12 protein-coding genes are annotated in these 14,153 nt (G+C 39.2%); 6 read left to right on the top strand and 6 right to left on the bottom strand.

Features of this window, described 5'->3' with window-relative positions:
- Positions 1-1,108: 1,108 nt before the first annotated feature.
- From I6E11_RS06870 to I6E11_RS06860, 3 genes are all read right to left on the bottom strand, one after another.
- Positions 1,109-2,440, bottom strand: coding sequence for a nucleobase:cation symporter-2 family protein (locus I6E11_RS06870; protein ID WP_235337269.1), 1,332 nt, complete (start codon positions 2,438-2,440; stop codon positions 1,109-1,111).
- 110 nt (positions 2,441-2,550) lie between these two features.
- Positions 2,551-3,120, bottom strand: coding sequence for a xanthine phosphoribosyltransferase (xpt, locus tag I6E11_RS06865; RefSeq protein WP_235337267.1), 570 nt, complete (start codon positions 3,118-3,120; stop codon positions 2,551-2,553).
- Between the two features lie 93 nt (positions 3,121-3,213).
- Positions 3,214-4,131 carry a fimbrillin family protein gene (locus I6E11_RS06860; RefSeq protein WP_235337265.1) on the bottom strand — a complete coding sequence of 306 codons (918 nt, stop codon included), beginning with the start codon at positions 4,129-4,131 and terminating at the stop codon, positions 3,214-3,216.
- Between the two features lie 140 nt (positions 4,132-4,271).
- Between I6E11_RS06860 and I6E11_RS06855 the strand changes: the two genes are divergently transcribed.
- A complete protein-coding gene (locus tag I6E11_RS06855; RefSeq protein ID WP_235337263.1) occupies positions 4,272-5,693 on the top strand; it encodes an alkaline phosphatase in 1,422 nt (473 codons plus the stop codon).
- 137 nt (positions 5,694-5,830) lie between these two features.
- Here the strand turns inward: I6E11_RS06855 and I6E11_RS06850 are convergent, their stop codons facing one another.
- Both I6E11_RS06850 and I6E11_RS06845 read right to left on the bottom strand, forming a co-directional pair.
- On the bottom strand, positions 5,831-6,559 hold the full coding sequence (locus I6E11_RS06850; RefSeq protein ID WP_235337261.1) for a ComEA family DNA-binding protein: 729 nt from the start codon (positions 6,557-6,559) through the stop codon (positions 5,831-5,833).
- Positions 6,560-6,574: 15 nt separating this feature from the next.
- Positions 6,575-7,942: a sodium-dependent transporter gene (locus tag I6E11_RS06845; RefSeq protein ID WP_235337259.1), complete on the bottom strand. Its 1,368-nt coding sequence runs from the start codon at positions 7,940-7,942 to the stop codon at positions 6,575-6,577.
- Positions 7,943-8,034: 92 nt separating this feature from the next.
- Here I6E11_RS06845 and I6E11_RS06840 point away from each other — a divergent pair, with 92 nt between their 5' ends.
- The gene (locus I6E11_RS06840; protein ID WP_235337258.1) at positions 8,035-8,430 is read left to right on the top strand and encodes a VanZ family protein; all 396 of its coding nucleotides are present in this window, start codon (positions 8,035-8,037) and stop codon (positions 8,428-8,430) included.
- A 76-nt stretch (positions 8,431-8,506) separates the two neighbouring features.
- Here the strand turns inward: I6E11_RS06840 and I6E11_RS06835 are convergent, their stop codons facing one another.
- A complete protein-coding gene (locus I6E11_RS06835) occupies positions 8,507-9,481 on the bottom strand; it encodes an ROK family protein (RefSeq protein ID WP_235337256.1) in 975 nt (324 codons plus the stop codon).
- A 138-nt stretch (positions 9,482-9,619) separates the two neighbouring features.
- Here I6E11_RS06835 and I6E11_RS06830 point away from each other — a divergent pair, with 138 nt between their 5' ends.
- From I6E11_RS06830 to I6E11_RS06815, 4 genes are all read left to right on the top strand, one after another.
- Positions 9,620-10,339 (top strand): ABC transporter ATP-binding protein, encoded by a 720-nt coding sequence (locus I6E11_RS06830; RefSeq protein WP_235337254.1) that lies wholly within the window; start codon positions 9,620-9,622, stop codon positions 10,337-10,339.
- Between the two features lie 15 nt (positions 10,340-10,354).
- Positions 10,355-11,602: an ABC transporter permease gene (locus I6E11_RS06825; protein ID WP_235337252.1), complete on the top strand. Its 1,248-nt coding sequence runs from the start codon at positions 10,355-10,357 to the stop codon at positions 11,600-11,602.
- A gap of 2 nt (positions 11,603-11,604) precedes the next feature.
- Entirely contained in the window at positions 11,605-12,849 is a 1,245-nt protein-coding gene (locus I6E11_RS06820; protein WP_235337251.1) for an ABC transporter permease, read from the top strand.
- A 184-nt stretch (positions 12,850-13,033) separates the two neighbouring features.
- Positions 13,034-14,128: an efflux RND transporter periplasmic adaptor subunit gene (locus I6E11_RS06815; protein ID WP_235337249.1), complete on the top strand. Its 1,095-nt coding sequence runs from the start codon at positions 13,034-13,036 to the stop codon at positions 14,126-14,128.
- The last annotated feature ends 25 nt before the right edge of the window (positions 14,129-14,153 follow it).

Here is a 14,153-nt window from a genome sequence, read left to right as displayed (position 1 = left end):
AACTTAGCAAGCTAAGTTCATGCTGCCCCTCGACTTGCATGTGTTAAGCCTGTAGCTAGCGTTCATCCTGAGCCAGGATCAAACTCTTCATTGTAAAATATTTTTTAATATCCGTCAGGATATCGTTTTGTCTCTGTTCAGGATACCGTTTGTTTTTATTTCAATTGACGGTTTATCTTTTTTCATCACATCATATATATAATGTGACGCTTGTACTACATTCTGTTTGTTTATCTAAAATCTTTCAAAGAACTTACTTCCGTTTTTAAGAGCGAAAGCGGATGCAAAGGTAAGCGATTTATTTTTACCGTGCAAATATTTTTTGAAGTTTTTTTCAAAAATATTTTTCAGACAAGTTCCGGAATGCGTTTCTCGCTCCCTTGCGGCATGGCAAGGTAAGATACTCGGACATACCGAAATCACTACCGGATTTTTGTCATTATGTCATCGTCAATCACTTTCCCTCTCGAAAGCGGGTGCAAAATTACGCACTTTTTTCTTTCACGCAATACTTTACGATACTTTTTTTTCAAAAAAATTATGGGTTGACGCTTAACTTATTGTTAATCAATGAAAAATATACGGAAACTTTTTACAGGTATATTACTGCAGCAATTCTATGCTGTAGAACATACACATTATTATTAATATCTATGGATAACCGATTATACAGGGATTTTGAGCTTCAGGGAAAATCAAGGAAAAAATATATGGTGGGATGCAAAAATGGGGGATGCAATGATGAGATCAAGGAAATAAAATGAGTGAATCTTGAGATTATAGAGATTACAACGGTGTGAAGTTTTTCTGAAATGAAATTACTTTCATGTATACTTTATCAGAAGAAGCTTTTTAGTAATTAACAAATAAAAGTGCAAGGGAAATTCTGTTATTGTCATTTTGATGCGTTTTCTCCGAAAAGACAGTACAGTTTTAGCGTTACACGTTCGTGTAACGACAGTAACACCTACGTGTAACTATAGTGACACGGACGTGTGACTATAGTTACACCCTCGTGTTACGGGAATTCATTATAGAAACAAAGCGATGATTGCTCCTCTATGGAACAGTCATCGCTTTGTGTTTAAAGAATATATCCCTAAGTAAATTATTCTTTTATTCTGATAAGCATATTTGCCAGAATAGCAGTAAGTCCTCCTGTTGTGATACCTGACGAGAAAATATTCTTCACTGTATCAGGAAGCTGGGAGAGTATTTCCGGAACCAATTCCACACTCAATCCGAAAGAGAAACTCAATGCCATCACCAGTGTAGCCTTTCTGTCAATCTTCTGAGATGCTATGATACGTATTCCGGCTGCCGCTACGGTACCGAACATCAGAAGTGTTGCACCTCCAAGCACCGGTTCAGGCATTAGAGAGAACACCAAACCTACAGCAGGGAAAAGTCCCAACAGAATGAGGAATCCGGCAATGAAATATCCCACATAACGGCTGGCAACACCTGTCAGCTGAATCATACCATTGTTCTGTGCAAAGATAGAGTTAGGGAAAGAGTTGAAAATACCGGCAAGCATAGAGTTGAAACCATCGGCAAGGATACCTCCCGAAGCACGCTTCACGAACTTCTCTCCTTCTACCGGTTCGCCAGAGATAAGAGAGTTTGCAGTAACATCTCCATATGCCTCGATTGCAGTGATAAGATAAACCAGTCCCAAACCTATGATGGCAGAGATGTCAAACGAAATTCCGTATTTGAAAGGCACAGGTATATTGAATCCACCGTAGCTTTGCACTGATGAAAAATCCACCATACCTAAAGCCCAAGCAACAACGTATCCCACCAAAAGACCTATCACGATGGAACTCATACGCAGATAGCGGTTTGAACTACGGTTGAAAATAATAATAAGTACAAGTACGAGAGCTGCAAGCCCCACATGCTGGAATGCACCGAAAGTACCGTCGTTCTGTGCAGAAACGCCACCGCCACAAGCAGAAATACCAACTTTAATAAGGCTCATACCGATAAGAGTAACTACGATACCCGAAACAAGCGGAGTAATAATCTTACGTGTATATTTCAATACTCGGCTGATAAGCATTTCCACAGTAGAAGCTGCTATTGTCGCTCCAAAGATAGACGCCAGTCCTCCTGTCAGTCCGGCAGAAATGATAGGACCGATAAAAGAGAAACTTGTACCCTGAATACAAAGAAGTCCGCAACCGATAGGCCCTACTCTCCTACACTGTATGAAAGTAGAAATACCAGATGCAAAAAGCGCCATAGAAACCAGGAAACCTGTTGTTTCGATGTCAAGTCCCAATGCTCCTGCTATGATAAGCGGAGGAGTGATGATTGCCACGAAAATGGCCAGCAAATGCTGCAAAGCCGCAAAAATGGTATCCTTTAAAGGTGGACGGTCGTTAAGTCCGTAAATAAGCCCCTCGCCCGGAGCTACATTTTGTTCATTTTCCATTTGTTGATTTGAGTTTATGAGTTAGGTGACGAGTTGACGAGTTGACCAAGTTACCATACGGATAGAAAACCTTGTTAACTTGTAACTAGAGACTTGCCAACTTTTTCAATTTATTCTTTAAGAACTATCTTGCAGTCGTCAAGGCTTTCAATAATAGCAAGCGATTCCACATGTACTCCCATACTTCTGAGCTGTTCTCCTCCGTGTTGGAACGATTTTTCGATAAGGAATCCCATACCCACAAGTTCGGCACCTGCCTTATTCACCAGATCAATTATACCTTTAGCTGCATTTCCGTTTGCCAGGAAATCATCAATAAAAAGCACTTTATCGCCAGGGCACAGATAGTCACTGCTCACACAGACATCATAGTTTCGGTCTTTAGTGAAAGAATAAACCGTAGTAGTAATCATGTTTTCCATTGTGCTGGGTTTCTTCTTTTTTGCAAAAACCACAGGAAGTTCAAGCAAATAGCCCACCATAATGGCTGGAGCAATACCACTGGCTTCGATAGTCAGCACTTTGTTAATTTTGGTACTGGCAAAACGCCTTACAAATTCCACCGCCATGGACTTCATCAGAATAGGATCCATCTGATGATTGATAAAGTTGTCAACTTTAAGGATACCACCTTCAAAACATTTTCCGTCTCGCAATATCCGTTCCTTCAGTGCTTTCATACGTGCAACTAATTATTAAAAGAGTTTCTAAAATATTTTAAGGTGCAAAATTACAAGAAAACTCTTTATGTATTACAAAACTAAGACAATATATTACATAGAAGTACCAATTAATACTATATCTTCCAGCATAATGACATTCCAATCGAGTACTTCGTTGCCTGTCATTGACAATTCACCGTCGACCAGTCTTAATGTCAACTTATTAAAACTTCCTGCCGTGAAATTTTTCACCAGATTAGCAGAAGCTTCATACTTTTTTCCATCGACAGTATATCTCAAGGTAAACCTGAGAGGTTCTTCCATAACAACTGGATTGATAAGTACAGTTATTGATGACAGCGAAGACAAATCATCTATCTGCAATTCGGAAACTTCTTCTGTTCCGGCTTTAATCATTCCAGAAGACGATGAATCGAACGAATAGACATAAGGAGTTACTATACCTTCACCCGAAAACGTACAACTCTCCATTATAAAAGATTGTGACTGGTCCTCATTTATAATATTCAAATGTAGAAGTGAAAAAACATGTGTAAAAGCATTTTCACCGGCAAAAGACACTACTCCGTTGTTGGCAGAATATGATGTAACGCATCTTCCAACTAAAAAATCCTTTTCGCCTATATCGTCTATGTTCCCCGTTTGTACAGCCAAGTCGGGCATTGGAACTGATGTACGTATAACTCCTTCTGTCTGACTGCAAGGATAATATGCCAGAAATTCAAAATCATCCGAACGATTTTCCCACTCAACGTTTTTTTCGGCTTTCCAAATGTTGTTCCTATAAGTCCATAGAACCGGATTTTCGACGTTTTCTACAAACATTCCTACCTTATCTTCATCATAAAAACTTACACTGCCATCGGTTTCTGTCACTGTTCTTGACAATGGATTAGAACCAATCTGCACCAATAATTTTACAGACATATCAGTATCAGGCAATCCTGATTCACTATTGCACGCACAAAAAAAGAGTGACAATCCAGATAAAAAAAATTCTCTTATCATAATAAAAAATAATTTGTTTGTAATATCTAAACGGCCGCAGTTGCAATATACCCACAAATTAAGAGCAAAAAAATATTAAATTATGATTTAAGACCAATTAATGCTTATTTTTGTCTGAACTAAAAACAAAACAATATCATATGAAAAAATTCTATCTTTTTTTTGCCCTATTATTACTTTCTTTTAATTTAAGCTTTGCACAGCAGGCTAAATACGTATTCTATTTTATAGGTGATGGAATGGGGGTAAACCAGGTTCAAGGAACAGAGCTTTTCCAGGGGGAACTTAAAGGTAAAATAGCCATTGAGCCTTTATGTTTCACACAGTTTCCAGTCTCTACCATTGCAACCACATTTTCGGCCACTAACGGTGTAACAGACTCTGCTGCTGCCGGAACAGCATTGGCCACTGGAAACAAAACCAAAAACGGAGCCATTGGGGTGTTGAAAGACTTGGAAACACCCGTAAACAGTGTTGCTGTATGGGCAAAAAACAGTGGGAAAAGAGTTGGTATAGCAACTAGCGTAAGCATAGACCATGCCACTCCTGCAGCCTTTTATGCACATGAAGCAGGAAGAAGCAGTTATTACAATATAGGCGCCGATCTATACACAGCCGGATTTGAGTTCTATGCAGGTTCCGACTTTATGGAGCCGGATAATGATAAAAATAAAAATGCCAAAAACCTATACAAAATGGCCGATGAATATGGTTATTGCATTGCAAGAGGATATAATGAATATACCAAGAAGTGTTCACAAGCTGAAAAAATGATTCTTTTCCAAAGCGAAGATGCTTCTAAAATGGACAGAAGTGCCATTCCATATGCAATAGACAGAACAGATACAGACTTGTCCCTTTCGGACATCACACGTTCGGCCATAGACTTCCTGTCGAAAGACTTGAGCAAAGGTTTCTTCCTTATGGTAGAAGGCGGAAAGATTGACTGGGCTTGCCATAGCAACGATGCTGCCACTGCGTTCCGTGAAGTACAGGATTTAGACAATGCCATCAAGATAGCATATGAATTCTACAAACAACATCCAGACGAAACTCTGATAGTAGTGACTGCCGACCATGAAACAGGAGGTATAGTATTGGGTACAGGAGAGTACAAACTGAACCTGAGAACTCTGGCAAACCAGAAAACAAGTGAAAGCGGATTCACAAAAGTATTGAACGGTATGCGAAAGAAATATAAAAACAATGTTCCTTGGGAAGCTGTAAAAGAAGCCCTGGAAGACAATTTCGGTTTCTGGGATGAAATAAAACTTTCGGAAGAACAAGAAGCACGTCTTGAAAACGTTTATGAGAAGACACTTAAAGGACAGAGCGCAAAAATGGAAAAAAGCGAATATGCCCAGGACGAAGCTCTTGCAGCAGAGGCTAAACGTATAATAAACGAAACGGCACTTGTTGGATGGACCAGTGGAGGACACTCTGCTGGCTATGTACCGGTATTTGCTATCGGAGCAGGTGCTGAAAATTTCAGTGGCAGACTGGATAATGTACAGATTCCAACACTTATAGCCAAAGCTGCCGGATATACAATAGAAAAATAAATACACATTTCGTTTTGAACAACAGCATTTGCAAAACATTTATTAGCCGTTTACTAACCGTTCAGTAAACGTTCACTGAACAGCCGGTAAACGGCTAATAAAATTGTTTATGAAAACATAAGTTACATATATTCCGGTTATTCAAACGAAAAATAATGACTGAGCCTGGCTATATCTTCTTTAGTAAATTCCTTGAACATTGAAATTTGAGACATTCCACTGATACGTCCACGTTTGCGTCTGAAATCAACAATGGCTTTAGCCTTATAAAAATCCATATAAGGATGCGAACGCAACTCGTCTATATCCGCCCTATTTACATTGATTTTTCGGAAAACATCAGATTTCACCTGAAACCATGCAAGCAAGGTAGAATCGACATATTTCACTTCAAGCAACTGGCTGACATCATAAAAACCTCCCAAACGGTTTCTGTAATTCACTATATTTCTGGAAATTACTCTTCCTATTCCAGGTATTTTTTTCAGGATAGATGTATCAGCAGTGTTTACATCTATAATTATTCCAGTAGAGTATTTTTCCTGTTTGGGAAATTTAAAAGAGTCTTTTCTAATTTTATCATCAACCACTTTGGCAGGACTTATGCCCTGTTTCTTATCTTTCTCGAAAGTGGTCCATTCCTTTCTGTAGGTTTTACTTTTATATTTTCTTTCACGTTCTATCCTCTCTGTTTCAACCTTGGTATATAGAGAATCGGCTATAAGCAACGGCTCAGCCATTATTTCTATTCTGTCCTTATTCATCTTTTCACCGGTCAACAGAAATATAAGAAGAACAAAAAGTACCAGCATAAGTACAATCACTCTACGCTGAGCACGTGTATAAAAGAACCAATCCTTCCACATAATGAGAATTATTTGTTAGAACAATCCCAGTTCGTTAAGGAAAATAAGCATTATACCAAGAGGTGCTATAAACTTCAGAATGAATATATACAAAGGATAATACGTAGGTTTCAGTGCTCCATAGTTTGTGGCTTCACCCTTCACTATTGCCTTATTAAGAACCCAACCTACGAAAATAGCAGACAGCATTCCTGAAACGGGTAACATGATTTTTGCCGTGAGATAATCCAGCGCATCGAAAAAATTCATACCTGCTATCTTATAACCGCTCCATTCGCCCAATGCCAACGAAGAGACCACTCCTATAGTCCAGCAACCTATCGATACTATAGTAGCAGCCCTTCCACGGGTAAGTCCGAATTTTTCATGAAAAAAGGCAGTAGAAACCTCATGTAATGATATAGTTGATGTAAGTGCTGCCAACGCAAGCAACAAATAAAAAGCCACGGCACATATAACAGCCAGGAAAGGTACGGCAGAAAATGCCTGCTGAAATACATTGGGAAGTGTTATAAATATTAATGACGGACCTGAACCCGGATTTATGCCTACAGAAAAAGCTGCCGGAAAAATTATTATTCCGGCAAGTATAGCCACAAAAGTATCTATGATACCTACACTCATGGCCGTATGTCCAAGCCTTGTATCCTTACCGAAATACGATGCATATGTGGACAGGCATCCCATACCAAGACTCATAGAGAAAAAAGCCTGTCCCATTGCTCCAAGGAAAACCTCAGGTGTAACTTTACTGAAATCTGGTTTGAAAAGGAATTCCAATCCTTTTTCTGCACCTGGCAATGTGACAGAACATATAGCCAAAAGAACCACCAAGATAAAAAGAACAGGCATCATAACCTTAGAAGAACGCTCTATACCATTCTTAACTCCCTTTACTATGACAATATGAGTAAGCAGCATGAAAACTGTAAGCCATATTATCGGACGCAACGGGTCGGATGAAAACTCATTGAACATTGCTATAAAACCGTCGGCATTCTTTCCTTGAAATCCACCGATAGCAGCCTGAAGCAAATATTCCAACGTCCATCCTGCCACAACGGAATAGTATCCCAATATAAGAAAGCCAGTAAGCACACCCAGATAACCTACCCATTTCCATTTTGTTCCAGGCGCCAAAACACTGAAAGAACCTCCTGTGCTGGCTTTGGCACTACGGCCTATTGTAAATTCTGCTACCATTATAGGCAAACCGAATATAAATATACATCCTAAATATATAAGGATGAAAGCAGCACCACCGTGATTTCCTGCCTCGTAAGGGAATCGCCATATATTACCCAATCCCACTGCAGAACCTGCCGCCGCCAATATTGCTCCCAATTTACTTCCAAAACTAACTCTGTCGTGATGATGTTGCATAAAAAAACATATTAAATGATAAATAGAACTGTTATACGGCACAAATGTACGAAAAATATCATATTTTTGGCGAATAAATTAATATTTATAACATGATTACATATTTAAAACGTTATCCACTGTCTATTTTGGTAATAGCAGCAATATTATATTTGTCGTTTTTCAAACCTCCACAAACATCCATTAACGAGATTAAGCATATAGACAAGGTAGTCCATATATGTATGTATGGAGGACTTACTGTTGTATTATGGTCGGAACACCTCAGACAACATTTTCCTTTGATAAAAAAACATCTTATAATAGGTGGAATTTTATGTCCAATAATTATGAGCGGTCTAATAGAAATAGGTCAGGCCACGCTTACAGAAACCAGAGGTGGCGATTGGTACGATTTTCTGGCAAATATCACCGGAGTTATATTGGGTTGTGTTTTCAGTTATTACGTGCTGCGTCCGTATATATGGAAGAAACATAATAACAAATAATAATGTACATAAAAAATGCTCATCAAACATTGTATAAACATAGTCTGATGAGCATTTAAAATATTAGAAGAAAAGTTTAGTCTTCCTTAACTTCCCAACCCAATGCACTGGCACCAAGTACCGCTGCATCAGCATCTTTAAGTTGAGAGAGTAACAGTTTTGTCTTGCCGGCATAAATCTTAAGCACATTCTCTTCCATAGCTTTCTGGATAGGTTTCATGATAAGATCGCCAGACTTTGCAAGACCACCGAACAGAATGATAGCTTCAGGGCTTGAGAATGCAATAAAGTCAGCCAAAGCTCTACCAAGAATTGTTCCGGTATATTCAAAAATTTCCTGAGCCAGTTTGTCTCCTTTTATAGCGGCATCATAAACATCCTTCGATACTATTTCTTCTGCTGGTATTTCTCTAAGTAAACTTGGTTCCGAACGAGCTACTAGGAATTCACGTGCTGTACGCGCCACACCAGTAGCAGAACAATAAGTTTCAAGACAACCTTTACGTCCACATCCGCAAATACGACCATCGCGTTCTACTACAACATGACCGAGCTCACCGGCAAAACCGTCGTGACCGTAAACCAACTGTCCGTTTACTACGATACCGCTACCTACACCTGTACCCAGTGTTATCATGATGAAGTCTCTCAAACCGCGAGCTGCGCCATATGTCATTTCACCTATAGCAGCAGCATTGGCATCATTTGTAAGAGCCGTTGGTATTCCCAACTTATCTTCAAACATAGCTGCCAAAGGAATAACTCCCTTCCACGGAAGATTTGGAGCAAATTCAATAGTTCCTTTATAATAGTTACCGTTTGGTGCACCTACACCCATTCCTTTAAACTTCTCAGCACCGCCAAATTGTTGTAAAAGAGGGATTAGCTTCTTGCACACAGCATCTACATATTCCTCTATTTCTTCATATTGTTGAGTCTTAATTGAATCGGAAGCCAACACGTTTCCACGAGAATCAACTACACCGAATACGGTATTTGTACCGCCGATGTCCATACCAACCACATAGGGTTTTTCCATATTTACAGTCATGACATTTATTGTTTAGGGTTAATTATTGACACAAAAATATACAATAGACAATAATCTCCCAAATTTTTCAAATAAATATTAATACGAATGTATCAGTTTTTTTCTAATTTAGCCACGTATTATTAATCAATTGACAAAATGATTCATCTAAAGGACATAAACAAGACATATCATAACGGAGCTCCGCTACATGTACTGAAAGGAATCAACCTTGAAATAAAAAAAGGTGAATTTGTTTCCATAATGGGAGCTTCCGGATCTGGCAAATCCACATTACTTAATATATTGGGGATTCTTGACAATTACGACACTGGAGAATACACATTAAATGGAGTATTGATTAAAAACCTAAGCGAGACCAAGGCTGCAGAATACAGAAACAGGATGATAGGTTTTATATTTCAGTCATTCAATCTTATTTCATTCAAAAACGCTATGGAAAATGTAGCGCTTCCATTATATTATCAGGGAGTTGGCAGAAAGAAACGAAATGAACTGGCAATGGAATATCTGGAAAAGCTCGGACTGAAAGAATGGGCACATCACATGCCAAATGAATTGTCAGGAGGACAAAAACAAAGAGTTGCAATAGCCAGAGCTCTAATATCCAAACCGGAAATTATCCTGGCCGACGAACCGACAGGTGCACTAGACAGTAAAACCTCTGTAGAAGTGATGAACATACTAAAAGAGCTTCATGAAAAAGAAGGATTGACTATTATAATAGTGACACACGAAAGCGGAGTGGCAAATCAGACAAACAAAATCATTCATATAAAGGATGGTGTCATAGAAAAAATAGAAGACAACATAGACCACAATGCATCACCGTTCGGCAAAAACGGATTCATGAAATAATATACAAGAGAAGAAATGATAGATCTTATTCAAGAAATATACGGCACAATAATGCGCAACAAGCTGCGTACAGCACTTACCGGATTTGCTGTAGCTTGGGGTATATTCATGCTTATTGTTCTTTTGGGGGCAGGAAACGGACTTATCCATGCCTTCGAAAACCAGTCGGCCGACATGAAGATGAATTCCATGAAAATTTATCCTGGAGTAACATCAAAAGCATTCAATGGACTGAACGAAGGCAGAAACATATCCTTAAACCAGACTGATTTAAAAATAACATCGAAAAGATTTACGGAGAACATTACTACAGTTGGAGCTACCACAAGCCACAGTGGAATATTGACTTACGGTAAAGAAAACGTAAGTATAACTATCAATGGTGTATTCCCCAACCATACCGAGATGGAACCTATGAGGCTAGTGAAAGGAAGGTTCATAAATAATCGTGATATGGAAGAGATGAGAAAAGTAATTGTTCTTCACCAAAAGACAGCCGACATACTATTCCCTAAATCAGAAGGAATAGGAAAGTATATCACCTCGCAGGGGGTTATGTATCAGGTTGTTGGAATATATTCTGATCAAAACAGTTTCTCTCCAAGCGCACTTGTTCCTTTCACAACATTACAGCTTATTTATTCCAAAGGTGACAGTATAGACAATATCATATTCGCTACCGAAAACCTTACAGACATTGCTGACAATGACATATTTGAAAAAGAATATCGCACTGCAATTGCCAAAAACAATAACTTTGCTCCGGACGATGACAGTGCAATATGGATTTGGAACAGATTTACGCAATATCTGCAACAACAATCGGCAACTAATATCTTAAACATATCGATATGGGTAATTGGTATTTTCACTCTACTGAGCGGGATAGTGGGAGTAAGTAATATTATGCTGATTACAGTAAGAGAAAGAACACACGAATTTGGAATAAGAAAAGCACTTGGAGCAAAACCTTCGTCCATACTATGGCTGATAATATCGGAAAGTGTGGTAATAACAACATTTTTCGGATATATAGGCATGGTTGCCGGTATTGCTACTACAGAATATATGAACATCGTTGCCGGAAAGCAAGTGGTAGATGCCGGTGTTTTTTCAATGACTGTCTTTGAGAATCCTACTGTAGACATAAGTATAGCCATACAGGCTACACTCACACTGATAATAGCCGGAACGCTTGCCGGACTGTTTCCTGCAAGAAAAGCTGTAATGATACGACCTATAGAAGCACTTAGAGCTGACTGATTATGAGACGATTTGATTTAGATACATGCGAGGAAATAATCCTTACCATAACAAGGAACAAGACACGAAGCCTGCTTACTGCTTTCGGTGTCTTCTGGGGGATATTCATGCTTGTCGCCATCATGGGTGGAACAAAAGGCGTACAAGACCTGATGGCAAAACAGTTTGTCGGATTTGCCACAAACTCAGGTTTTATGGGTACTAACCAGACGAGCAAGGCATACAAAGGATTTCAGCAAGGACGATTTTGGGAACTCACCAATACCGATGTAGAAAGAGTACGTCGCAGTGTCCCGGAAATAGAAGTTGTCACACCTAACATTACCAAATGGGGTATTGATATGGTATACAACGAAAACAAGACTTCCGGCACACTGAAAGGTCTTTATCCTATTTATGCAAAGATAGAAGAACCACAAATATCAATGGGACGTTATATCAACGACATGGATATAATAAATAGGAGGAAAGTTTGTGTCCTTGGCAGCAGAATATTCGAAAGTCTTTTCCCGGACAAGAGTAATCCTTGTGGAAAGTATATTGAAGTTAGTGGCATTTACTATCAAGTAATTGGAGTAAACATGGCTGCCGGAAATATGTCTGTACAGGGACAAGCAGAAACATCTATAATAATACCTTTCTCTACTATGCAAAACAACTATAATTATGGAGACAAAATCCAGATGTTGAGTTTTACAGTAAAGAAAGGATATTCTGTTAGCGAAATTCAGGAAAAGGTAGAAACTGTTATCAAACGTGCACACAATGTTCATCCGGACGACAAACAGGCTGTTATAAGCGTAAATGCAGAAGCCATGTTCGGAATGATGGACAATCTATTCTCCGGAATAGAGGTACTTGGACTGATGGTAGGTCTTGGCACCCTGCTTGCCGGAGCCATAGGAGTGAGCAACATCATGATGGTGACAGTGAAAGAAAGAACTACTGAAATCGGTATCAGAAGGGCTATCGGAGCACGGCCTAACGATATATTAAGCCAGATTCTTACAGAAAGTATGGTACTGACCATAATAGCCGGAATGAGCGGCATATCATTTGCAGTATTCCTGCTCAACGTTGTAGAACAGGCTCTTTCCTCCCCTACTTCTACCGCCCATTTCCAGATAAGTTTTTGGGGAGCAATCGGGGCTTGTGTCTTACTGCTTATTCTTGGATTGCTTGCCGGACTGGCTCCCGCTTTCCGTGCTATGGCAATAAAGCCTATTGAAGCTATAAGGGATGAGTAATTATTAATTAAAAATTAAGAATGAAAAATTAAGAACCGAAGGTCAGCGAAGCTAATTAAGAATTTGGACAAACAAGTTCAAGTTCTAACACACTTACAAATATAAGACATAAGAACATATAAAACATCTGCCCTTTTGTTCTTTTGTCTAAAAAACAAATTTAAAAACTTAAAAACCAAATTATATGAAGAAATTTATCAGGATAGGTATAATGGTAGTCATTGCGCTACTGTTCCTTGGAACTTTCGTATTTCTCTATCAGAAATCGCAACCAAAAGATGTTGAATACAATTTATCAAAAGTAGTAAAGTCAGACATTATTCAGACGACTGTGGCAACAGGTAAGATTGAGCCCAGAGACGAGGTGCAAATCAAGCCACAGATTTCGGGTATCATTTCTGAGGTATACAAGGAAGCCGGCGAAAACGTAAAAAAAGGCGAAGTCATAGCAAAGGTAAAAGTCATTCCTGAATTAGGACAACTCAATTCGGCAGAAAGCCGTGTACGCCTAGCCGAAATGAACGGACGTCAGGCAGAAATAGACCTTGAAAGAATGGAAAAACTGTACGAAAAAAAACTTGTAAGTACAGAAGAATATGAGAAGACATTACTCACCACAAAACAGGCTCGCGAAGAGATACAGGCCGCAAAGGACAACCTGGAAATCATCAAGGAGGGTATCACAAAGAACAGTGCTTCATTCAGCAGCACGCTTATCCGTTCCACTATCGACGGACTTATCCTTGACGTTCCTATCAAAGTAGGTAACTCGGTTATAATGAGTAATACATTCAATGACGGTACCACAATTGCAACCGTAGCCGATATGAGCGACCTTATATTCCGCGGTAATGTAGACGAAACTGAAGTAGGTAAGATATCAGTAGGTATACCTGTAAAGATTACACTCGGAGCATTACAGGATATGGTCTTCAGTGCTACTCTGGAGTATATATCACCGAAGAGTGTAGAGAACAACGGTGCCAATCAGTTTGAAATTAAAGCTGCAATAACCGTTCCTGACAGTGTTACAATACGTTCCGGCTACAGTGCAAATGCCGAAATGGAGCTTCAAAGAGCAAACAATGTTCTCAGCATACCGGAAAGTGCACTTGAATTCAAAGGCGATTCCACCTTCGTATACCTGCTCACAGACAGTGTTTCAGGACAAAAGTTCGAACGCAAGACAGTTACAACAGGCGTAAGCGACGGTATAAACGTTGAAGTAAAATCCGGACTTAAAGAAAACGAACTTGTTCGCGGACTTAGAAAAGAATAATGTATAACAGTTTAACCAAGAACTG

Origin of the sequence: Bacteroides caecigallinarum, from assembly GCF_021531075.1 — a bacterium.
In the GTDB taxonomy this organism is placed as follows: Bacteria; Bacteroidota; Bacteroidia; order Bacteroidales; family Bacteroidaceae; genus Phocaeicola; species Phocaeicola caecigallinarum_B.
Note: the sequence above shows the minus strand (reverse complement) of the source record. Positions and strands in the feature narration are given on the sequence as shown.